Consider the following 19,638-nt stretch of genomic DNA (forward strand, 5'->3'; position numbering starts at 1 on the left):
TTACGATTGCTTTCCTAGTTGGTACTCAGGCCGTCCCATGCGGGACTGCTGCTCACCTGCGGTGATCGCGGTGATGGCCTGATGGACGGACTGGGCGGCTGCATGGATGTCCTGCAGCGCGGGGCGGCGGCCTTCGTTGGCCTTGGTGAGGTCATCGACTGCGATTGCCAGCTGGGCGTCGAAGATCGACTTGTTCTCGTCGCCGGGGATGGTGAGCTTGAGCTTGTCGACGTAGGGCTTGACCCCAGGCATCGTCAGGATGGGCTTGACGTTGGTCCTGATGTCGAACTGCTGCATGGCAGTGGTATAGGTCTCCTGGTCGATCTTGCCGTTGGCGTAGGCCGTCAGGGTATCCTCGGCGAACCGGGGGTTCCCGTAGTTGGCGCTGGCCAGGAAGCCATCATTGTCCAGGCCCCCGGGGTCAGCCGGGGTGGTCTGGAGATCGAGGAGCTTCTGGTAGACCTTGGGGTTGCGCTTGCGGACCTCAGCGAGGCTGTCGGCGTCCCCGGAACGGATGACCTTATCGGCGAAACCGAGGATTTCCTGGGTGGCCTTGCGTTCCTCAAGTGAAGCCTTCTGGCTGCTCTCGGTCCTCAGGCGGTCCCGGGCTTCCATGACGCGGTCGCGGTCGGCCTTGGGGAGCCTCCAGCGGGTCATGTAGTCCTCAAGGTCCTCCCGGTCGGCGAGCTTCGGGTCGGCCTCCATCTGACGGATCAGGGTGTCGGCGGCGACCTTACGGGCCTCGGGCTGGGCGACACCGAATTCGGCATCGGATCCATCTAGATCGTCGACCAAACCACGCTCGTCCGCCTGATCGTCCGCGTTGAGGACAATCTTGCCAGCCTTGTCGGTCTTGGAGACCAGGGCAGGATCGCGGAGGTAGGCATCCTTGAACTGCATCAAGGCCGCGATGGTCTTTCGGGCGGAGTGGGACGCCTTGTTGAGGCCGTCACCATCGTAGGCTCCCTTGCCGTTAGTCATCTTGAGACCAGCGAACTCCTTGGCGAGCCCCTTATCGAGGAAGTCCTCGGCGGAAATCTTGCCGTCCAGGTAGTCCTGCATCCCCCGGTCCTTTGCGAGGCGGAAGAAGATCAGCTTGCGCTGGACAGCCGGGGTGAATTTGGTGTTCGGGTCGACGCCAGCGGCGCGGACGATGTCCCTCAGGGTTCCTTCGATGATCTGGAACTTGCCGACAGCGGAGCTTTTGGCCCCATAGCGCTTCCAAGCACCCGACGACTGCCAGTCGAGAACCTCCTGGATCGTCATATCGGTGAAGCGGATGTTGCTGTTCGCGGCGTTGCCGTGGAAGGCGTTGTAGTTGCCACCACCCTCGGCACTCGTGAAGCTGTCCATGAAGGTGCCGAAAGCGTCCTGCTCCTTGCCGGTAGCCAGTTCGACGGCGACCTTGCTCTCGATGCGGTTCTCCATCGCCCTCTTGTTCTTGTGGGTGATGAAGCTATCGAGGTTCCCGGCGTGGGCCTTCGTCATGTCCTCGAACACGCCACCGATGCGGGTGACGTAGCCGTGGTAGTAAGACGGGTCGGTACCCTTGAGCTTCTCGTTGAAGATTTGCTGCTGGTACTGCTGGACGAACTTGGCGAAGGCCTTGGGGTCATCGGAGTCGGCGAGGCCACTATCGGCGTAGGCCGTCCGAAGGTCCCCCGCGAACAGGTCGGCGTCACGGCGGCCACGGTTGACCTCGTAGGCGTCCATGGAGCCTTCGGAATCCCTGAGGAGCCCGAAGACGCTGGAGCCCTTGGCGAGCCTCAGGCGGTCCTTCTCGGCACCCATGACGGCCAGGGCAGCAAGCTGTTCCTGCTCCTCCTGCGACGGGGCCTTCTCGTCGATGGCTTCGGCCTTCTCTGCGGCCCCCGGAAGGGCCCCGAGGAGCTTCGCCAGGGCGTAACCTGGGGTCTCTCGGTCGTCATACTTGTAGTAGGCCGTATTCGGGCGGTTCGGGATGCCCGCCGTCTCCTTGTAAGTGGGGACTGCGGACTGCTGTGGCGCTGCCATTACTTGAATGCTCCGTAGTTCTGGATGCCCGAGGTCGCCACGTTCATGAAGGCGGTCAGCGGGTTCACCTGAAGGGTGTTGATCTGGTTCTGGCCGCCGATCTGCGAGTGCTTACCGGCCATCGTGTAGTTGGCTCGGGCGGCAGTCTGGCGATCCTTGGCGTTCTGGATGGAGAGGGCGGACTGGCGACCCTGCTCGGCCTCTCGGGCGGCAGCGGTATTGCCCATCATTCCCTCGCCCTTGGCGGCAACCGCGGATTTTCCGCGTTCACCCTCTAGGTGGGCCTGATAGGCGTCCTTGTTTGAGGCGTCGGCCTCGACCAGGAACTCACGCTCCTGAGCGGCGTACTCAAGGCGCGTCTGCTCTCGGACCATCTTCTGGTTTTTGGAGGCGGCACTGGCCTGACCGGCAACCTGGGCGGCACCGGCAGCGAGACCGAGTGCTAGACCGAGGTCACACATGGTATTTCTGTCTCCGTATGATGAAGGGGAGGAATGGTTCCCCTCTGGGCCCCAAGCGACGGGCCGGAAGTAGCTCTGCGCCACACCAACGAAGCCACCGGTGGTGGTCGAAGTTCTTGGCGTGGGTGAAATTGGTGAAGGTGTCGACGGAGGGACGCTCCTCGAACCACCTTTTGATGATGGGTCGGCTGGCCCTGAGGAAGGCCATGCGGTTATCGACGAGGTCGACGGTCGCACATGCCCAGATCAGGGCGTTCTTCGGGGTCACCTTTCGGATACCAAAGAGCATCACGGGTTTTTCCCCAGGTGCTGGGCACCCGACTAGGGTTTGGTCAGATAGATCGGCTGATCGCCGAAGGGACCCGAGGAAGTCAGGCTTCCCATAGACGGCGATTAGTTCTCGAATATCGGCAGAACGGAGGTTGGCCGCGAGGAACGGAAGGTCGTCCTCACGGACCTCCCGTATCTCTTGGGTCATTAGGTCGTCCGTTTCTTGGTGGGTCGGTAGGAGCCGTGCCACTCCAGGGAGGAGAAGCGGACCCGCCATGGGGTCTCGCCTTCGATCACGATGGACACGGTGTCGGCCTTGCCGTAGGCCCCGATTGCGAACTTGCCGCTGTCGAGCTTGAAGGACCCGAGGAGGTCCTGGCCGCTGCCGACGATGATGCCGGTATAGGGCTTGATGAAGGTGTCTCGGCTCTCCGGGGTCACAAGGGCCCTGAAGGGACCCGAGTTGCTGTAGAGGAGCGAGATGCCCCGCAGCTGCAATCGGCCGTCCTGGATGGCGACGAGGTTGTTGTCGCGCATGTAGATGGGATTGAGCTTCCAGTAGAAGCCAAAGGTCCACCCGATGACGACATCGTTGCTCCTGAGGTCCACGTTCTTGAAGGTGATCGTGTTGCCCGAGCGCGAGGTCGGCTTGTAGGTTTTGGCCGACAGAAGTGGTCCGGTGTTGCCGGGGGCCACGACAGCCAGGTGCTTTGCCAGATCGGCGTCGTTCTGCACCGCGTAGGGCAGGGTGACCGTGGTGTCCTTGCCGTTGAAGGTTGGCGACAGGGCACTGATGTTCAGCCGGAAATCCAGTAGGACGCTGTCCCGGTCGAGGACCCTATCGGCACCGCTATCGAAGTTGAATGACAGGAGGTGGAGCTTCCCAGCATACTCGGCGGTCAGGATCAGGTGGTCATCCACGAACCCTGCGCCCCACAGCTTAAATGGGAACGTCCATTCCTGCCACGAGGACTGCACTTTGCCCTCGCTGTTGAAGTAGTAGTTGTAGAGCCACAGCGACTTCTGTCTGCCCTTAGAGAGCAGGACGATGATGTCGTCGGAGGACGAGCCCTGGAGCGAGTAGACGCCCGAGGGGATGTACTCGGGGATCGCGTCGGTGACCGCAGGGGCCACTTGGCGACCAAAGGTACGCTCGACCTGATATTCCCGCAGCTTGGCAAAGCCGCCATTGTCGAAGTCGTCGACGAACAGCACGTTCGACCCGATGTAGGTCGGGGGAACCATGGGGGCCGCGTTGTAGGCGTTCACCCGCTTGATCGAGACCGTGTTCGGGCTGAGGGTCCCCTCGTTATCCGGGTCGATCTTGAACTGATCGTATTTGGAGAACAGGAGTAGGCCATTATCGAACTCGACCCCGTAGTTGACCTGAGCGCCGCTGCTGTTTGGCGAGGCGATGTCGAAGGGGTCGTCGTCGAGTAGCTGGGTGCATGTCGAGCGATAGAAGTTCTCAAAGGTGCCCACCTGGGACCCGATGCAGTTCTCGTCGCTCAGGACGATCATGCGGCCCTTGTAGATGAACATCGAGTTGATGGTCTTATCGACGAAGGACGGCGTGGGGTTGCTGTCGTCGTCGCCTACCTCTCGGCCCTTCCAAGAGTGCTGCTTGAAGGTCCAGGTGCCGTTCTTGTTGTCGACCAGGATGTGGGGCATCGTGGCGTTGTTCAGGCTCTCGCTGGCATTCCAGCCAACGGTCTCCTCCCAGCCACCAGACGTAAACCAGACCCAGTAGTCGTCCCGGGGGTTACCCATCTCCTGCTTGACCAGGACGAGGCGTCCCAAGGCGTCAAAGTTCGGGAGATCGGTGAACTCGTCGACAAAGTCGTTGTAGAACTGAAGGGCGTTATTCGAGAAGTCGTCGTGGGTGGTGATGTAGTCACCCTCGGCTGGCAGCTGGATCGAAAAGATCGAGTTGGAGGCCATGGTCGACGTGAGGCCAGCGATGCCAGCGGCGTTGAGGTCGTTGTTCAGATCGTTAGCGATGGCCGAGGGGGTCGCATCGCCGGTCGTGAAGATCGCCTTCTGGACGTTGTTGAAGTAGACGGCGTAGTTGGCGTTGTAGCCAGCCCTCTGCTTGACCCACACCGTGCCATGCCTGTTGGGGTTCCTGCGGGTCACGCCGCCTAACGAGGCACCCGTGAGGGCCGAGGTTTCCGTGACCTTGGTCTTGGTCACCGTCTTGGAGCGGTTCCAGACGAACGTGGTGTCGCCGAGGGTGATGAAGCCGAGGTTAGCCTGGGCGTCGTCCGTGGCGATATAGGCCCCTGCGGCACCCTCGACGGTCACAGGCTTCACGGTACCGGTCTTGATGTCGGTCACGTAGATCGCGCCGCCGTGGACGGTGATGCGGTAGGAGCCTGAGGGCTTGTGGATGTTGTGGGTGGCGACGGTCTTACCCGCAGCCGGGGCGTTACTGACGGCTCCCGCATAGGCCCCACAGGGACGGGTACCGAGGCCGACAGCCACATCAGACCAAGTGTTCTTTAGATCATCGGCGGTGTTGACCGCACGAATCTCGGGGGGCTGCTGAGAGACACCCCCGATCAGGTTGGCGAGAGCGCCAGAAACTGATGCCATTAAGAGATACGCATGTGGAGCGGTGGGAGCCCCGAGGCCACGTCATAGACGTTGCTCGCGGACTTCAGGGAGAGAGGCTCGGCAGCAAGCTGCTCGGCGTGGAGCTGGGCCAGGGCGCGGGTCTCGTCGCCAGTGTCCTCTTGGAGGTTCTGGGCATCGCCGAGTTCGCGAACCTGCATGACCCTAGCGGCCCTGAGGGCGATATAGGACCGAGCGGATGCTGGGAGATATTCGAACGCCAACCCAAGGATCAGCATGACCTTGAGGGGACCGGTGAAGGTGAAGGTGTTCTGGAACGGGGTCTGGTTGTAGACCTTCTTGTCCCTTGAGGTGACCCTGATGTGACGATGCTCTTGGATCGTCTCGATGTGCAGGGTGTTCGCGGGGACGTAGATGTTGCCCTGGTGGTCAGGGTAGAGAATTCGATATTCGCGATTGAAGAACCAGCCGGGGGTCTGGACCTCATTGGATACCTCGATCAGCGTGTCGAACGCCTGGGAGGCCTCAAGGGGCAGGACGCCGGTCAGTGAGTTGACCTTGGTCTCACCCATGTTCTTGAGGATGAGGTTGACCGCCGCGAGTTCGGTCATAGGGGTGAGTGCTGCCATGGGGATACCCTTGGGAAAGAAAAAAGGGAGCCCCAGTTATGGGACTCCCTAGTTGTGTGAGGTGCTTACGCAGCGGCCTTCTTGGAGATCAGGCGGATGCACTCGGGGCGCAGAACGCCGTGACCGCAAGCCTTACGGGTGACCATCAGGGTGCCCTGACGACCAACCTGATATTCCTTCTCCGTCGCGAGGTTCATCAGCGTGACAGTGCCGAGTGCCTGCTTCTGCATGAGCAGAGCAGCGGTGGACGTACCATCGACCGTGTAGTTGGCGATGTTCGAACCGGCCTGTTTGCCGACGATGCTCTCGACACCGAAGTTCTTCGACAGGTTGTTGGTCGGGACCACCTCGAACGTGGCAACGCGGAGCTTGCCGCCCGAGTTCTGGTTCGCACCACCGTTACCGAAGTCGCGGTCGAGGAACGAGCCGTCCTGGATCAGGTCCCAGTACAGCGAAGGCGTCACGTAGACGACGCGGTCGGTCTCCGGGATGTTGGTTGCATCGAAGTAAGCAGCGCCATTGTAGATCGAGTCCACGATGTTCTGCAGCGTCGGCGAAGCGCCGATCTTGTCTTCGGTAGCAGCACCCATCTCAGCGACGGCACCGGTATCACCGTTTACAGCCGCCTTGGTGGCGATTGCGAACAGGTGCTGGTCATAGGCCTGAGCCAGCGAGTCACCCATCTGGAACGCGAATTCCGAGCGGGTCTCGTAGTGCTTCATGGCCTCTTCGAAGTTCGACACGAAGACCGAAGAGATCAGCATGTCGTCGATGGTGATGACCTTCTCACCGTGGTTGATGTCCTGACCCAGGATGACGTGACCCGGGGTGTGGTACTCAGCCGCAGCCTTGCCGATTGCGGCGAACTGGGCCGACTTACCGGACGTGATGGTGCGCTCGCGGTGACGACCCTTGAGGACCGTGCGAGTGTTGAAGACCTTCATCGTTTCGCCCGAGAAGACCTTGAGGTAGAGATTGTCGCTATGCGACGGACCGGCAACGATACCGGCGAGGGTTGCGCTCGTCTGAGCCATGTATTTTCCAAAGGGAAGTCAAAAGCGAGCCGTGGCTCGACAGGTGATTTCGTTCGGAAAACTTGGGTTCATCTGCGGTTATCCCCGAGGGGGCCGGTGATTACTGGCAAGTTTGCTGAGTATCGAAATCAAAGGGGATCGCCCTCCTAAAGAGGAGCGGGGATATGCCTTTTGACGTCTTTGGATATTGGCTGGAGTGGGAGGAATCGAACCTCCATCGACCCGTTAACAGCGGGCTGCTCTACCGTTGAGCTACATTCCAGTAAGATGGCCCCAGTTTGCATTGCAGGGACTGGGGCCGTGGTCATTTCCGCTTGGGCTGCTTCTTGCGATTGGCCTTGCGGGATAGGATCGTCAGATTGGACATGCCGGTGGAACCACCAGCTGCCAGGGGGACCTTGTGATCCACCTCTTTGCCCTTAAGGGCCGCAGCCCCGTGTTTCTTGATCATCGCTCGACGAGCCCGTTTTCGGGCTATGTTGTCGGCACGGCGATCAGAACGGCGAGAGGCCGCGTATTCTTTCTTGTAGTCTCTCGCCATCGTGGGATCACATGACGTTCGAACGGGCGAGCTTCGCCATGACCTGATTGCGGAAGGTTGCATTCGTGTCGTAGCGGGGATCGTTCAGGTCGGCCATGTAGTCGTCCAGGGACGCATAGGCGTTACCACTGGTCTTGCCACCCTTGCCGACCGTCTCTTCGGGCTCCTCGGAGGCCTCGGCTTTCACCGCTGCATCCATGCGAGCCTTAAGGCCACGGATGGCCATGAGGGCAGTCGCCTTGTTGTTCGAGTTCACTGCCTTGTCGAACGCGCCCTGTTCGGCGTCGTCGAGGTTGGCAATGGCCCAGTCGATCATCTCGCCGTAGGCCTGTTCACTACCAGCAACCTCATAGGCTGCATTGGCTGTGGCCTGAAGGCGGTTGGTCAGACCCTCGACGTAGATGTCGACCATCTCCTTCGGGTAACCTGCGGCTTCCAGCTTGGTGTAGGTGTCATCCGACAGCTTGCCATCTTTCTGGTACTCGACCGAAATCGTTCGGAGGTCGAGCCCTGCCTTCTTCGTGGCCTCTTCGGCGGCGGCACGTTCTTCGGCAGTCGGCTGGTTGGCCTGGGGTTCCCGGGGCTCTTCCTCGTCCGTCTTTCCGGAACCGAGCTTGCGCTCCAGTTCCTCATGGGACTTCAGGAAGGCCTCAACGGTCTTGTATTTCGCGGGGAGCCAATCGGGGCGTTCTTCGTTCGAGCCCGGATCGGCGTCCTCCGCTGCTCCCCCTTGAGCATTCGGTTTGGCTTCATCGCCTGGGGTGTCGCCCTCAGGGGCGATAAGACCCTCTTCGACGAGTGCCTTGTACGAGTCTTCGATGCTGGGGCCTTTCGAGCCTTCATCGCCTGTATTGATTGTTACGGTTTCGGCGTTTGCCATGTTTCCTCAAGGGGGTTGGGGTTACTTCTTGCGAGGCTTGTCCATGCCGGACAGCATCTTCTTGATGGCGTCACCGGCCCCGGCGTTCTTGGCCTGGGCAGCATCGCGGCGGCGTCCTCGGTTGACTGCGGTTTCCCCAATGCGGACGCTTCGGACGATGCGGTCGCCGATGGTCAACTTCTGGGGGCCCGAGGCCGTGGAGCCGGTCTTGGTGGTGTCGGGGCGAGCCGTGGGAACCGGACCCTTCTTGGGGGTCGGCTGGGCTGGCTTCGGGGAGGGCTTCGGGGTCTTCTTGCTGGGGCCAGAAGCCAACTTGGTGTTGAACTTCTTGCCACCAAACGTGAAGCCCTTCTTCCCGGCCTTACGCGCTGCGGCGAAGGCTTTGTCGAAATTGGACATTACTGAGGGGTTCCTTGGGGTTCCGAGGGGAGCATCCGCTCGCTCGCCGCTTTGGCGAAGGCAGGGACACCACCCTTGACGGCATCCATCATCATCTGCTGGGTTGCCTGTCCGGTCTGGGCTTGCTGCACCTTGGCCTGTTCGGCGGCTTGCTGCTCTTCGGTCAGGAAGAGACCATCGGTGTCGATGGAGAGCGAAACCAGACCACGCATGACGAAGTCTTCGATGTTCAGCTTGCCCTTCAGTTCCTCCTTGAACGGGAGGATGATGGAGTTGATTGCGGTCATGTACTTGTTGAAGTCATGGCCACGTCCGAGGGCTTCGATGCCGGTCACGATCTTGGGCTTGGTGACGGGTTTGCCGTCCGCACCCTTGATGCTCTCGATGTTCGGAATCTTCTTCTCGCGGACCATGCGGTCCATGATGCGGCTGACCAGAGGCAGCTGAAGTTCCTGAGCCAGGAGCGAATAGACGCCACCCAGCACATCGTCGATGTCCGAGACCATTGCTCGGATTTCCTCGGCGGTGACACGTTCGGCCTGACGCTGAACGGACTTGTTCATCATGAAGGCGTGGGTCAGTCGACCGATGAGGTCCTGCAGGGTCGTGTTCGCGGTGGCGAAGTCGGCCTGTTTATCGAACTGCAGCATCGTCACGTCATCAGCGCGACCCGAGATGACCTCAAGGTTCTCCGCACGAGCGATGTCGATGGCCCGGGTGAGACCCGTGGGGTTCACCATGGGGTTGATCTTCGCGGCGGCAGCGGTGCCCTCGCGGATCGACTTGGACAGGCTCTCGACGCCCGAAAGGTCGCCGATGTACTCGTCGACGTAGGCGCGGCCATAGTCCTCGTCGTGGAGGTAGCTCCAGCGGAGAGGCATCACAGGCGAACGGTCATGCTTCCACGAGCCATTCGACTTCGGGAGCTTGAGGCCCCTAATGGACTGGTAGGTGTGGATACGGTCGCCGTCCCGGTAGAAGACGGTGTAGAGATCGACCTCTTTCTCGTCGACCTTATCGGTGTCGGAGGGGAGGTCACCCTTGGGTGCCAGGAGGGCCTGGACAGAAGCCGGAAGGGCCTCTCGGGCGATGGTCTCTTTGATGATGACCCGCAGCAGGTTCCCTTCGAAATCCCGCTGGACCACATAGCGGTCGAGGCGGAATACCTTCAGATTACCCTTGGCGGGGAGGTATAGGAGGACGTTGCCCGAAACGATAAGCTGCTTCAGGGCTTCGACTAGTGCGGCGCGGATTGCCAGACCCTCGATCTCGTCCATGACGGATCGCTCGATCTCATTCAGCTTCTTCTCGACCCCCGAACGCATCGCGGTGGATGCGCTCAGTTCCTCGACCACCTGATCGGTGACCGACAGTCGGAACATGGGGGAGTTGGCGGGAAGGATCGTCATCAGCAGTTTGGACGTCAACGTATTGACGCCATGGGAGCCGATGGACTGAAACGGGGTACTGAGGCGTTGGCCTGATGTGTAACCGTCAGGCGGCATGAGAGACGGGATGGTAAGCTTCGCGTTCTCTCGGGCTCGGTCCAGGAAGTTCTGTCGATCCGAACTCAGTCGTTCGTAGATCGCAGCAACGGTTTCCTCTTCCTCCGCGACCACACCATTGTTGGCGGGGTCGATGGTCAATGAATTCTCGGGGGTTAGACTGAGATGCCGCTAGGGGCCTTAGGGATACCGAGGTTAGTGCCGAGACCAGTTGTGGTCCGATACTTCTTGGTGCCAATGGCAAGCGGATTGGTCTTGCTGTCGTCGACCGCCGTCTTCTTCTTCGGGGCGGCCTGGGTCAGAACCTCAGGCGGTGGGGCCGGGGCTTCAACCTCGGGGGTGTCTCCGAAACACATTTACGTTTCCTGGTCTTGGTGAGAGCAGATACCGGCTAAATGGTCGATGACTTCCTGAGCCCCTTGGTATCTGAAAAGTTGTTGTTCGTTTCGAACGCTCTTGAAGCCCTCCAGAGGGAAGGTCTCCTTGAGATACCTTAGGAGTTCCTGAGTAACTTGGGGAACTGAGGGATCGGTTTGGAAAATCTGTTGCATGATCTTCGTTGTGTTCTGTAGTAGGACTTAATGAAAAAGGGGAGCAACCTCAGTCACTCCCCTAAATCATCAGCGCGGATCGAACATGAATTCGTAGGTGTTGAGGTATCTGACGCGATGTTCTTCGCCCCACCTCCAGCCATCCCCTCGGGTCATGACGACCGGAGGGAGGCCCGGGCGCACGGATCGAAGGTGTCGGATCGCGGCCTCGGCGGCTGCGGTCGTTACCTTGATCTGGAACCCGGAGGCGGCGATTTCTGCAGGGGACCCCAGCTGCCATTGGCGTATGGGTTCGAGATCATCCCACTCGGCAGCGAGCCTCTTGCACCACTCATCGAACTCGCCGTCCGATACTGTCGTCTCGGCCAATCCGTAGTAGAGCATGGAAGCCATGACGGCCTGTCGAGCGACCCAATCGATGCTTCGGGTCAAGCCTTGCCCCGTTCGAACTCGATCAGGAGGTCAAGACAATGTCGAGCTTTTTCAAGGTCTTCGATGCCATTCTTAGAGCGGAACCTTGAGACGTACTTGACGATGGTGTGCTGACAAGCGTCGAGGCCATTAGCCATCGAATAGGTCATCGGCTGGATCGCCATGTCCTTGTAGTGACTGCCGCCGACCTGGGTGTCCAAGGCGGGGAGCTTGGGGGCGTCGTTGAACGACTGGCGGATCGGAAAGGGTGTCCCGCAGCCGCCTGGGTTCCGGCACAGTTCGCCGAACTCAGCACCGCAGATGCGGCACTTCACTTCTTCGGTTCCCAAAGTTTGATTTCTCCATTCACGTAATCCTCGGCGCGGAGGATTTTGGCGAGCCGAGCCTGATGCAGGGCATCCTTCGGCTTGAGACCAGCGCGTCGATAGAACGACAGCACGGTCTTCCAGGGGGTCTCCGAGGGGATTTCCTCCCAGCGGATTTCGGTCTCGCCCTTGCGCGGACCACGCTTCAGAACGTGTTCGGTCGGCCAGAGCTTGATCTTGTCGGCGAGCGCCTTGTTGGCGGTCTCTTTGCCCACACCGGGACAGCCGTGGTAGCCGTCCGTGGGGTCACCCGCGAGTATCTGGAAGAGGTGGAAGCGGTCGCCTTCCTCTTCGGTGATCTCGATGACTTCGTCGTCCCTGATCTGGAAACCGGGGATTTGCTTGAGGTCCTTGTCGAGGGTCCAGATGCACGTCGACCCCGGCTCCGCAGATGTCTGCATGATACCGAGGGTGTCGTCAGCTTCCAGAAGGGGCAACCGGTGGGTCGGGTACTGCCGCTCGATCTCTTCGATCACCGACCAGTAGGCCAGGGGTTTGCGGCTCTCTTTTCGGTTCGACTTGTACTCAGGGTCGACAATGGTCTTGCGCCAGTTTTCCTCGGCGGAGAACACGAAGACCACGTCATCAGTCCCGGCGATATCAGTGATGTCAGCCAGGGTCTCCTGCATGACGAACCATGCGTCCTCAAAGGACGAGAACAGGATGTGGTACCGGTCGAGAAAGCGGGTGTCCTTCTCGACAGCGATACAGGAACGGTGGACGATCATGTCCCCGTCGATCAGCAGTTTGGTCAAAGTTGTTCCGTGGGTGAATTAAGGGGCTGAAGATGGCCGAGAAGCCAAGAGACATCCGTCACGGCGACAGGATTACAATCGAGGTTGAGATCGTGAACACTTGGGATGACGGACGGATCACGTTCCGCCTGTATGGCTATGACAGCCCGATCACGATCCCGGAGGACTCGCCTAATATTGTTGGCGTGATCCCGACAAGCCCGTCGAGGCAGAAGGGACGAAGGCGTTGAACATCATGCGGGGTCCCTCAGGTGGATCGTCTCACGGGTTTCCCTGACGATCCTCTTAGCGGTGCGGCGGTGGTAGTAGCTCGCCTCCACCGCGTTCAGGGCCTCCTCGTCGGTCTCTGCCTGGAGGAGCATTCGGCCGTTCGAGGAAATCGCGTAGTAACGAATGTCAACGTTATCAACCATTTAGTGGCAGTCCTTCCAGTTGTTTCCGATTTTGAATTCGCCGGTCAGCGGGACACGAATGCCCAGCTTCTCACCAGCGATCCTGATGGCTTCGATGCAGAGGTCGCCGACGATGGACTTGTGGACCCTGACGGTCTCGCCCTTGTCGTTGACGGTGTCGTAGCTCTCGTCCAGGTCGGTCTCGATCTCCATTTGGAGTTCGTCGTGGACCCAGATGACGAGGCGGACCTTGTGGTAGAGCCCATGGTCCCGAAGGAGCCTTACGAACTCGACGATCCACTGCTTACACACCAGGGCACCTGCGGATTGCAGGAGGGTGTTGAGGGCAGCGTGGTCACTGCGGATGTGCAGGAGACGACCGTCGAGGCCCTTTAGGTGCCCCTTGGAGTTCGCGGCTTTCTTGACGCCGTCGATCAGCTTCTTGAGGGCCGGAACCTTCTTGAAGAACTTCGCCTTGATGGCTCGACCGGCCATGCGACCCTTGCCGATGATCGACCCGATCTTCCCGTCGCCAGCCCCGTAGAGGAAGGCGTAGATGAAGGTCTTGGCCTGACCACGGGTGCTGAGCCCAGCTGCGTGTTGGTTGACCGTGTGAACGTCGCCGTTGATGACTTCATTCGCATAGGCACCACCGTCATGCTTCGCCATGAAGTGGCCGAGCATTCGCAGTTCGAGACCGGACACGTCGCAGCCCAGCTGCTTGGTCTTGCCCGGGGTCGCTGTGAACAACGTGCGGCACTCAGGACCAAACTCTGCGTCACAGGCAGGTACCTGGGCGAGGTTCGGGCTGGAGTGCGTGGCGCGTCCAGTGACGGCACCATTGGTCGTGATGTTGCAGCGAATGCGTCCATCGGGGTCGACCTTGGCAAGCCATGCGTTGTCGCCTTCAGCCAGCTGGCCGATGCGCTTCTGCACCGTCATGAAGCGGGTGAGTTCTTTCGCTTCGGGATAGGGGAGTTCGCCGAGGACCGTTTCGTCGACCTTGGGTTTCCCCGAGGGTGTGAACTCCCTGGGCTTCCAGCCGTGCAGCTTGGTGAGCCGGTCGGAGATTTGGTCTCGGCTGTTCGGGTTGAAAACCTGCAGCTTGATCTTGGTGTAGGGATAGCCCTCGAACGGGGTCACCTTCCGCCGCTTGACGATGGGGTTACCCTCGTCGTCGAAACCGGCAACGCGATCCTCGTAGTAGGGCTCACCCTCGACGCCGCAGTAGCCCATTTTCTTGTTGGGCTTCTTGGGGACCCGAGGGCCACCATCGGCGACATACCAGGGCTTAAAGATCGAGCGGAGGCTATCCTCCATCTCGGCACGTTTGCCCGACAGCTGGGCAAGGAGCCCTTCGGCGGCGACCGTGTCGAAACGGTAGCCATTGCGCTCCATCTCGGCGATGACGAAGCAGACCTGGTGCTCCAGATCGAGCGCTTGGATGCTGTAGTTTTTCGAGACGATCAGTTCGTAGAAGTCGAGGGTGACATCAACGTCCTGCTCGCAGTAGTCCTGCATTTCGACGGACCATTCGGCCCAGACGAGTTCCGAAATCCTCGCGGCGTCTTTCCGGGGATCAAGCCCCAACTCCGCGACGATCTGGGCCTCTCTGACTTCCGAGAAGTCGCCCTTCCAGTTTCCTAAGCGGTGACCCCAGGCCTCAAGCGAGTGCCAACCGGCAAGCTTGGGGGTCAGGGAGGTCCTTCCGGCCCTGATCTTGGCCATGTCGGTGTCGACAAGGTTCGTCCAGATCAGGCGCGAGGCGACGATGGTGTCGAACACCTTTTCTTCGTCGTACTGGAACCACGGGTAGACCTTCTGGAGAGCCGGAAGGTCGAACTTGATGATGTTGTGGCCGACGATCAGGTCGGCTTCCATCAAGCGCCGAACGCCTTCGGCAATCGGGCGGTAACCCGGCTGGTCAGCGTAGGAGGTCCGCTCTCGGGTCACGACATTCGTGATGACCAGGGAGTGAACTTTCGTCAGAGTTTGCAGTAGTCCGTTGGTCTCGATGTCGAAACCGAGGATGACCATCGGGTCTCCGATCAGCGGGGGATCGAGGGCATCGTGGTGAACACGAACGCCAGCAGTAGGAGGATGACCAAAGTGGCCAGAGCCTCCGAGAAGCTGTGGGAAGCTTTCACTCGGCGTGTTCGCCGGTCTTGGTGACTTGCTCGAACTGGGACCTGAAGAAGTCGCGCTCGGCGATCAGCTGATCGACCTGGGTGACCAGCTTGTCATGCCGAAGGGACCACTCCCGCACGACCTTGTTCAGTTCCTTTTCGAAGCCCCGGAAGAGGCTGCGAACGATGTCGCGCTCGATGTCGTCGTCGAAGCAATCCAGGAGGACCTTCTTGAGGATCGCTTCCATTATCGCGGTCCATCCACGAGGAAGTATCGCGTGTATTCTTGGCCGGTGGTCTTGTGCTTGCGCATTTCGCCCCGGAGCCGGTAGCCGAGGTCCCGAAGGTCCGTGAGGCGGCGATGGAAGCTCTGGATGCCATAGTCCAGGTAGGCCTCTCGCTGCGTGATCGAGCCGTTTGCCTTCAGGTGTTTCAGTATCTTTTCGACTTGCGTCATTTGGGTACGTCCTTTCCACCCCGGGGCACCCTCAAGGGCCCGGGCGGTCTTCGTTGCTTCGATGTATTGGGGGATCAGTCGGGGATCGTCGGTGGCCTCAAGGACCAGCCGCTCGGCTAAGGCAAAGATGGCGTCATCCGGGGACAACGCCGCTTAGGGGCTTCGTCGTGTGGTACTCCACCACGGCCACCAGCTTGGTGTGTGGGAAGACCTCGGCGGGGCCGTCGAACTCAAGCTCACGGATGCCGTGGTACTCGCCGTCGCCGGAAACCTGATAGCCGACGCGCCAGAAGCGGCCCGTCAGTTCGTCCTTGTAGACCTCGGTGACGTTGTTGCCGTGTCGCCAGCTGTCGTCGATGTCGCGGTGGACGCGGGACATGACGTCCTCGCGCCAGAGTTCGCGGAACTCTTGTGGGGTCATTAGTATTCTCCGTTGTTGTCTTCGTTATCGAAGGCATCTGTTGAAATGGATTTGGGGTCGACGCCCTTGACGAGGCGTCCAGTCGTGTCTTCGAACAGCAGAAAATCCGCGGTGCCCGTTCGGCCAGTCTTGCGGCACTTCAGGACCGAGACGGTCGACGTGTTCTTGGCGATGTCGCTGTCGGCCTGTTGGTCTCGGGAGATCGCGAAGACGCCGTTGGACAACTGCTTGATGCCACCAGAACCCCGGAGGTCATCCAGGGTGGGCACAGCGCCGTTCTCGAACGACTTGCCGCCGCCTGGGGGTTTCCGCAGGTGACTGATCAGGCCGATGTAGATGTCGAGTTCGACGGTGAGCGACTTCAGCTTGTGCATGATCGAGTCGATACGCTTACGTTCGTCATCGCCGGGAGCTTCGGATACGAGAATTGACAAGTGATCCAACCAGAAGATGCGGCACCCCATCGCGTGGAGGTACCTGATGACGGAATAGAGGCTGTCGTCCTCCATCGAGCCGAAGGCGTCGTACAGCTGGAACCTCGGGGCACCCTGGTCATCGGTCGAGAGGAATAGCTCCTCGGCGGCCTTCTGGTACTCGGGGGTGTCCTTGAAGTCGGGGTCGTCGACTGTGAAACGCTTGCCGACCCGGATGGCGATCAGATCGTCTCCGGTGTCCTCCAGGGGTTCCTCAAGGTGGATGAGGGCCTGATTGAACGGGGTCGTTTCGAAGTAGTGGTGCTGGAGGGTCTTGATGATCGTCGTCTTGCCCATGCCCGAACCGGAGGTCCAGGTGTCAAGCTCGCCGAACCGGATGCCGCCACCGGTCATGAAGTTCAGCAGGGCCATGATCTCGGGGTAGGCGAAGCTGGTGACCTTGGGTCTCGACTTCAGCCGCTCGATGATCTTGGAGCCGCTGACGATCCCCTCAGGGCGGTACTGCTTGGCACCCCAGATGGCGTCGGAAATCTTGGCCGACATACCGGCCTGGAGTAGGTCCGATGCATCCTTGTAGCCCTCGGGGGCCCAGGTGATCCAACACTTGCCCGGAGGCAGGAGCTTTTTGACCTCGTTGACCGCCTTGCGGCCAGCCTCGTCGTTGTCGAAGAACAGGATGATCTTCTCGAACTTTAGGAGCCAGTCGAGGGAGTTGGTGATGTCCTTGGCGGCGTTACCTGCGCCGTTGACCAGGGAGACCACAGGCCACTTGTTCTGCTGGGTCTGGGAGACTGACAGCGCGTCAATCTCGCCCTCGGTGACCACCACCTGCTTGCCGCCGTCTCGCCACAGCCATTGGCCGTAGAGACCCTTGACGGCCTTGTGGTTGATCCAGGGGAACTCCTTGTCGGGCGTCCTGATCTTCTGGGCGACCACAGCGCGGTCGTCGGAGAGATACTGGGCAATCTGACGGGGGTTCCCGTAGTAGTCGGCCTGGATGTAGGACCAGAACCGACAGGTCTCTTCAGTGATCCTGCGTTTGCCGAGGGCGGTATAGGACCCCCGCAGGAGGGCCGAGGACCCAGCAGTCCTCGGAGCCTCGTCGTCGATGCTCTCCACTTCGTCGGTGTTCCTACGGGTTCGGCATGAGTGGCAGAAGGTGTGGTCCGAGTAGATCGCCAGGGCGTCGGAGCTTCCGCAGTCGTCGCAAGGTTGGTGGGTTCGGATCGCGACTTCGCTCAAGCCGCTTCCTGCCACTTGCCGAGGTCGTATTCGAACGTCTTCTTGAACAGGGAGCGAGCGCTGTGGACGTAGACCACGATGCCCTCGGGGTTCATGAAGCCGTCGACCATCCGCGAGCCGTTCATCCTGAGGTCGCACATGGCTTCCTCAATGTCGGCGTCGGAGAACGCGCCCTTGTGCAGGACGGGGACGACCTGGACGCAGTTCGGTGTCTGTGGGTTGTGGGGACCCCAGCGCTCGCTGTTGAACAGAGCGAAGTGGCGTTCGCCCAGGCCGTAGCCGCGCTGGATGCCGTGGCCGTACCATTCACCGAAGTGCTGGCCGAGGCCGAGCTTGGCGAGTTCAGGAGCGTTGCGTTCGGCCCAGGCGGCGAAACCGTAGTTGTCCGTGGCCTTGCCGGGGGTGATCCAGCGGCTGCGGGAACCGGCACGAAGGGCCAGACCGTTGACGACCGCAATGGTCTCGTTGGTCATGTCCATGTCTTCCGAGGTGGCCTCGGAGATCACGATCTGGGCGTTGGTGCCGTCGAGCTTCTCGGTGATGATGCACGAGGTGGACAGGCGGGAGAGCTTAGGGAACGGCTGGAACTGCATGTGGGACTACCTCAAGAATAGCTTGCGCCATCTCCCGGGCCCCTTCGGGCTTCAGGTAGACAGTCGCGGTGCGGAATTTCAGGATGATTTCGCCTCCCCTGAGGGTGACCTTGAGGTCCGAGGGGAGGCTGTCGTTCGTGTGGTCGTTGAAGCTCATTCCACCAATGCGGCGATCTTCTCGGCGGCTCGCAGGGCCTTGGTGCGCTCGTCGATTGCGCCGTAGCGATCCTTCGCCAGGCGGTCGAGTTCGTCCTCCAGAACCGCCGCCTTCATTTCCATGGCGTCGGCGTGGGCGTGTAGCTGGCGAACCATCTTGTTGAGCTTGGCAGTGATCGAGGAAACAGATTTGGTGAACATCGTGGAAACTCCGTTATCGTGGGGATCAGATGAAAAAGCGGACGGCGGCGTCGTAGTGCCGGGGGAACGCCCAGTGGCTCTCGGGGCCAACCTCGGTCAGACCAAGGACCATGATGGTCTCGGGGTCGGGTAGGGTCTTTGGCTCGTAGGAGGCAGGAGGGCTGCTGTGCTGGGCGATGATCAGGTTGTTCCCGTACTCGTCCGTGACGACAGGGCCGATCTGCTTCAGGCTACCGGGGTAGATGCGGTATCCGGTCTCTTCGAAGACCTCCCGGGCACCAGCTTCCTGCCAGCTTTCGCCGCGCATCTGGTAACCTCCAGGGAGACCCACGAGGCCCCTGCCGGGGTTGTTGCCTCGGAGAACCGCTAGTAGGCGTCGGCTGTTTTCCAGGGGAACCAGGACGATCACCACGGTCGGCGTGTTGTCGAAGACGGGTGAGCCATCCTCTCGGTGGGCGACAGGCTTATCAACCATTGAGGACCTCCATGCGCTTCATTCCCGCCGCGATTGACGCGATGCAGAGATGTTCTGGGAGGTTGTGGGCTGCGGCGTCCTGACAGGCCAAATCAATGGCACCCTCAAGTTTCCCCTTGAGGATCACGACCTCGTCAATGAAGGCATCGACTGCCTTGTTGATGGCCGCATCAAACTGTTCGACGTTCATGGAAATCTCCTGGTTAAGCCGCGAGGCTGATGATCTGGGCGTGGAATTTCTGGCGGTCGGTGAAGCGCACCTTCTCGCCCTCGGCGATCTCCTGCCGGATGCGCTCGATCCTGGGGCCCTGCTGCATCTCGATGATGCGAGCCATCAGGTCGTCGACGGTGTCCTCAGGGACGATCAGCTGTTGGGTGCGGGTATGGGCCGGGGCGAAGTGGACGAAGTCCTCCAGGCGGCGGCGTTCCTGCTGGTACATCTGCGGCTGGGCGTCGATGGCAGCGAAGTTGTCCCAGTGGTTGCCCATGGTGTGCATCACTTCGATCTGGCGAGCCATGAGGCGTACTGGGAGGTCGGGGAGGCGGGTGCGACCACCGAAGGGGTCCCCGGCGTGTCCCATGAAGTGCCAGTCGACGGCTCCGGTGATCCCGGCGATCCCTGCCCGTTCATTGCGGAGGGCGATGGACATCTGGTTCCGGTAGGGGTCCTGCTGGGCACTGAGGGACCAACCGGCCTGTTGGAGCCGGAAGGTATCAGTGGTCCAGCCAGCC

25 protein-coding genes and 1 tRNA gene are annotated in these 19,638 nt (G+C 60.5%); all 26 read right to left on the reverse strand.

Going from position 1 to position 19,638, the window contains the following annotated elements; genetic code table 11:
• A complete protein-coding gene (locus J1C56_RS02315) occupies positions 1-2,013 on the reverse strand; it encodes a hypothetical protein (protein WP_214385620.1) in 2,013 nt (670 codons plus the stop codon).
• A complete protein-coding gene (locus J1C56_RS02320; RefSeq protein WP_214385622.1) occupies positions 2,013-2,474 on the reverse strand; it encodes a hypothetical protein in 462 nt (153 codons plus the stop codon). The genes J1C56_RS02315 and J1C56_RS02320 overlap by 1 nt, the downstream gene beginning before the upstream one ends.
• Positions 2,467-2,952: a hypothetical protein gene (locus J1C56_RS02325; RefSeq protein ID WP_214385624.1), complete on the reverse strand. Its 486-nt coding sequence runs from the start codon at positions 2,950-2,952 to the stop codon at positions 2,467-2,469. Before J1C56_RS02325 ends, J1C56_RS02320 begins: the two co-directional genes overlap by 8 nt.
• A complete protein-coding gene (locus J1C56_RS02330; protein WP_214385626.1) occupies positions 2,952-5,339 on the reverse strand; it encodes a phage nozzle protein in 2,388 nt (795 codons plus the stop codon). Before J1C56_RS02330 ends, J1C56_RS02325 begins: the two co-directional genes overlap by 1 nt.
• Positions 5,339-5,947 (reverse strand): hypothetical protein, encoded by a 609-nt coding sequence (locus tag J1C56_RS02335; RefSeq protein WP_214385628.1) that lies wholly within the window; start codon positions 5,945-5,947, stop codon positions 5,339-5,341. The genes J1C56_RS02330 and J1C56_RS02335 overlap by 1 nt, the downstream gene beginning before the upstream one ends.
• A 65-nt stretch (positions 5,948-6,012) precedes the next feature.
• Positions 6,013-6,981 (reverse strand): major capsid protein, encoded by a 969-nt coding sequence (locus J1C56_RS02340; RefSeq protein WP_214385630.1) that lies wholly within the window; start codon positions 6,979-6,981, stop codon positions 6,013-6,015.
• A 188-nt stretch (positions 6,982-7,169) separates the two neighbouring features.
• A tRNA-Asn gene (locus tag J1C56_RS02345) sits at positions 7,170-7,243 on the reverse strand.
• 42 nt (positions 7,244-7,285) lie between these two features.
• Positions 7,286-7,432 carry an HNH endonuclease signature motif containing protein gene (locus J1C56_RS02350; protein WP_214385632.1) on the reverse strand — a complete coding sequence of 49 codons (147 nt, stop codon included), beginning with the start codon at positions 7,430-7,432 and terminating at the stop codon, positions 7,286-7,288.
• Positions 7,433-7,529: 97 nt separating this feature from the next.
• Positions 7,530-8,402 carry a capsid assembly protein gene (locus J1C56_RS02355; protein WP_214385633.1) on the reverse strand — a complete coding sequence of 291 codons (873 nt, stop codon included), beginning with the start codon at positions 8,400-8,402 and terminating at the stop codon, positions 7,530-7,532.
• A gap of 21 nt (positions 8,403-8,423) precedes the next feature.
• Positions 8,424-8,801: a hypothetical protein gene (locus tag J1C56_RS02360; RefSeq protein WP_214385635.1), complete on the reverse strand. Its 378-nt coding sequence runs from the start codon at positions 8,799-8,801 to the stop codon at positions 8,424-8,426.
• Entirely contained in the window at positions 8,801-10,447 is a 1,647-nt protein-coding gene (locus tag J1C56_RS02365) for a portal protein (protein ID WP_214385637.1), read from the reverse strand. Before J1C56_RS02365 ends, J1C56_RS02360 begins: the two co-directional genes overlap by 1 nt.
• Before the next feature lie 14 nt (positions 10,448-10,461).
• The gene (locus J1C56_RS02370; RefSeq protein WP_214385639.1) at positions 10,462-10,662 is read right to left on the reverse strand and encodes a hypothetical protein; all 201 of its coding nucleotides are present in this window, start codon (positions 10,660-10,662) and stop codon (positions 10,462-10,464) included.
• 264 nt (positions 10,663-10,926) lie between these two features.
• Positions 10,927-11,289 (reverse strand): DNA ligase LigA-related protein, encoded by a 363-nt coding sequence (locus J1C56_RS02375; RefSeq protein WP_420797354.1) that lies wholly within the window; start codon positions 11,287-11,289, stop codon positions 10,927-10,929.
• Positions 11,286-11,618 (reverse strand): DUF3310 domain-containing protein, encoded by a 333-nt coding sequence (locus J1C56_RS32735; protein ID WP_246591067.1) that lies wholly within the window; start codon positions 11,616-11,618, stop codon positions 11,286-11,288. The genes J1C56_RS02375 and J1C56_RS32735 overlap by 4 nt, the downstream gene beginning before the upstream one ends.
• Positions 11,600-12,409: a hypothetical protein gene (locus tag J1C56_RS02385; protein WP_214385643.1), complete on the reverse strand. Its 810-nt coding sequence runs from the start codon at positions 12,407-12,409 to the stop codon at positions 11,600-11,602. The genes J1C56_RS32735 and J1C56_RS02385 overlap by 19 nt, the downstream gene beginning before the upstream one ends.
• 233 nt (positions 12,410-12,642) lie before the next feature.
• Positions 12,643-12,822, reverse strand: coding sequence for a hypothetical protein (locus tag J1C56_RS02390; RefSeq protein ID WP_214385645.1), 180 nt, complete (start codon positions 12,820-12,822; stop codon positions 12,643-12,645).
• Positions 12,823-14,838, reverse strand: a complete 2,016-nt coding sequence (locus J1C56_RS02395; RefSeq protein ID WP_214385647.1) for a DNA polymerase — start codon at positions 14,836-14,838, stop codon at positions 12,823-12,825. It abuts the gene before it with no gap.
• Between the two features lie 106 nt (positions 14,839-14,944).
• Positions 14,945-15,175 (reverse strand): hypothetical protein, encoded by a 231-nt coding sequence (locus J1C56_RS02400; protein ID WP_214385649.1) that lies wholly within the window; start codon positions 15,173-15,175, stop codon positions 14,945-14,947.
• On the reverse strand, positions 15,175-15,384 hold the full coding sequence (locus J1C56_RS02405; protein ID WP_214385651.1) for a helix-turn-helix domain-containing protein: 210 nt from the start codon (positions 15,382-15,384) through the stop codon (positions 15,175-15,177). The genes J1C56_RS02400 and J1C56_RS02405 overlap by 1 nt, the downstream gene beginning before the upstream one ends.
• 133 nt (positions 15,385-15,517) lie before the next feature.
• Positions 15,518-15,805, reverse strand: coding sequence for a hypothetical protein (locus J1C56_RS02410; RefSeq protein WP_214385653.1), 288 nt, complete (start codon positions 15,803-15,805; stop codon positions 15,518-15,520).
• Positions 15,805-17,358 (reverse strand): toprim domain-containing protein, encoded by a 1,554-nt coding sequence (locus J1C56_RS02415; protein WP_214385655.1) that lies wholly within the window; start codon positions 17,356-17,358, stop codon positions 15,805-15,807. The genes J1C56_RS02410 and J1C56_RS02415 overlap by 1 nt, the downstream gene beginning before the upstream one ends.
• A gap of 119 nt (positions 17,359-17,477) precedes the next feature.
• The gene (locus tag J1C56_RS02420; protein ID WP_214385657.1) at positions 17,478-18,074 is read right to left on the reverse strand and encodes an RNA ligase family protein; all 597 of its coding nucleotides are present in this window, start codon (positions 18,072-18,074) and stop codon (positions 17,478-17,480) included.
• Positions 18,075-18,227: 153 nt separating this feature from the next.
• Positions 18,228-18,431, reverse strand: coding sequence for a hypothetical protein (locus J1C56_RS02425; RefSeq protein ID WP_214385659.1), 204 nt, complete (start codon positions 18,429-18,431; stop codon positions 18,228-18,230).
• Between the two features lie 25 nt (positions 18,432-18,456).
• Positions 18,457-18,906: an NUDIX domain-containing protein gene (locus tag J1C56_RS02430; RefSeq protein ID WP_214385661.1), complete on the reverse strand. Its 450-nt coding sequence runs from the start codon at positions 18,904-18,906 to the stop codon at positions 18,457-18,459.
• Positions 18,899-19,096, reverse strand: a complete 198-nt coding sequence (locus tag J1C56_RS02435; RefSeq protein WP_214385663.1) for a hypothetical protein — start codon at positions 19,094-19,096, stop codon at positions 18,899-18,901. The genes J1C56_RS02430 and J1C56_RS02435 overlap by 8 nt, the downstream gene beginning before the upstream one ends.
• 13 nt (positions 19,097-19,109) lie before the next feature.
• Positions 19,110-19,556 carry a hypothetical protein gene (locus J1C56_RS02440; protein WP_214385665.1) on the reverse strand — a complete coding sequence of 149 codons (447 nt, stop codon included), beginning with the start codon at positions 19,554-19,556 and terminating at the stop codon, positions 19,110-19,112.
• Positions 19,557-19,638 lie beyond the last annotated feature (82 nt).

The sequence above is a fragment of the Aminobacter anthyllidis genome (genome assembly GCF_018555685.1).
Taxonomy (GTDB): Bacteria; Pseudomonadota; Alphaproteobacteria; order Rhizobiales; family Rhizobiaceae; genus Aminobacter; species Aminobacter anthyllidis.

What these genes read in the sequence shown, in the direction of transcription:
- J1C56_RS02400 (WP_214385649.1), bottom strand. Translation starts at nt 15,175, where the DNA reads ATGGAAGCGATCCTCAAGAAGGTCCTCCTGGATTGCTTCGACGACGAC.
- J1C56_RS02340 (WP_214385630.1), bottom strand. Translation starts at nt 6,981, where the DNA reads ATGGCTCAGACGAGCGCAACCCTCGCCGGTATCGTTGCCGGTCCGTCG.
- J1C56_RS02390 (WP_214385645.1), bottom strand. Translation starts at nt 12,822, where the DNA reads ATGGTTGATAACGTTGACATTCGTTACTACGCGATTTCCTCGAACGGC.
- J1C56_RS02435 (WP_214385663.1), bottom strand. Translation starts at nt 19,096, where the DNA reads ATGAACGTCGAACAGTTTGATGCGGCCATCAACAAGGCAGTCGATGCC.
- J1C56_RS02315 (WP_214385620.1), bottom strand. Translation starts at nt 2,013, where the DNA reads ATGGCAGCGCCACAGCAGTCCGCAGTCCCCACTTACAAGGAGACGGCG.
- J1C56_RS02420 (WP_214385657.1), bottom strand. Translation starts at nt 18,074, where the DNA reads ATGCAGTTCCAGCCGTTCCCTAAGCTCTCCCGCCTGTCCACCTCGTGC.
- J1C56_RS02370 (WP_214385639.1), bottom strand. Translation starts at nt 10,662, where the DNA reads ATGTGTTTCGGAGACACCCCCGAGGTTGAAGCCCCGGCCCCACCGCCT.
- J1C56_RS02405 (WP_214385651.1), bottom strand. Translation starts at nt 15,384, where the DNA reads ATGACGCAAGTCGAAAAGATACTGAAACACCTGAAGGCAAACGGCTCG.
- J1C56_RS02425 (WP_214385659.1), bottom strand. Translation starts at nt 18,431, where the DNA reads ATGTTCACCAAATCTGTTTCCTCGATCACTGCCAAGCTCAACAAGATG.
- J1C56_RS02335 (WP_214385628.1), bottom strand. Translation starts at nt 5,947, where the DNA reads ATGGCAGCACTCACCCCTATGACCGAACTCGCGGCGGTCAACCTCATC.
- J1C56_RS02350 (WP_214385632.1), bottom strand. Translation starts at nt 7,432, where the DNA reads ATGATCAAGAAACACGGGGCTGCGGCCCTTAAGGGCAAAGAGGTGGAT.
- J1C56_RS02355 (WP_214385633.1), bottom strand. Translation starts at nt 8,402, where the DNA reads ATGGCAAACGCCGAAACCGTAACAATCAATACAGGCGATGAAGGCTCG.
- J1C56_RS02330 (WP_214385626.1), bottom strand. Translation starts at nt 5,339, where the DNA reads ATGGCATCAGTTTCTGGCGCTCTCGCCAACCTGATCGGGGGTGTCTCT.
- J1C56_RS02440 (WP_214385665.1), bottom strand. Translation starts at nt 19,556, where the DNA reads ATGTCCATCGCCCTCCGCAATGAACGGGCAGGGATCGCCGGGATCACC.
- J1C56_RS02360 (WP_214385635.1), bottom strand. Translation starts at nt 8,801, where the DNA reads ATGTCCAATTTCGACAAAGCCTTCGCCGCAGCGCGTAAGGCCGGGAAG.
- J1C56_RS02325 (WP_214385624.1), bottom strand. Translation starts at nt 2,952, where the DNA reads ATGACCCAAGAGATACGGGAGGTCCGTGAGGACGACCTTCCGTTCCTC.
- J1C56_RS02320 (WP_214385622.1), bottom strand. Translation starts at nt 2,474, where the DNA reads ATGTGTGACCTCGGTCTAGCACTCGGTCTCGCTGCCGGTGCCGCCCAG.
- J1C56_RS02430 (WP_214385661.1), bottom strand. Translation starts at nt 18,906, where the DNA reads ATGGTTGATAAGCCTGTCGCCCACCGAGAGGATGGCTCACCCGTCTTC.
- J1C56_RS02395 (WP_214385647.1), bottom strand. Translation starts at nt 14,838, where the DNA reads ATGGTCATCCTCGGTTTCGACATCGAGACCAACGGACTACTGCAAACT.
- J1C56_RS02410 (WP_214385653.1), bottom strand. Translation starts at nt 15,805, where the DNA reads ATGACCCCACAAGAGTTCCGCGAACTCTGGCGCGAGGACGTCATGTCC.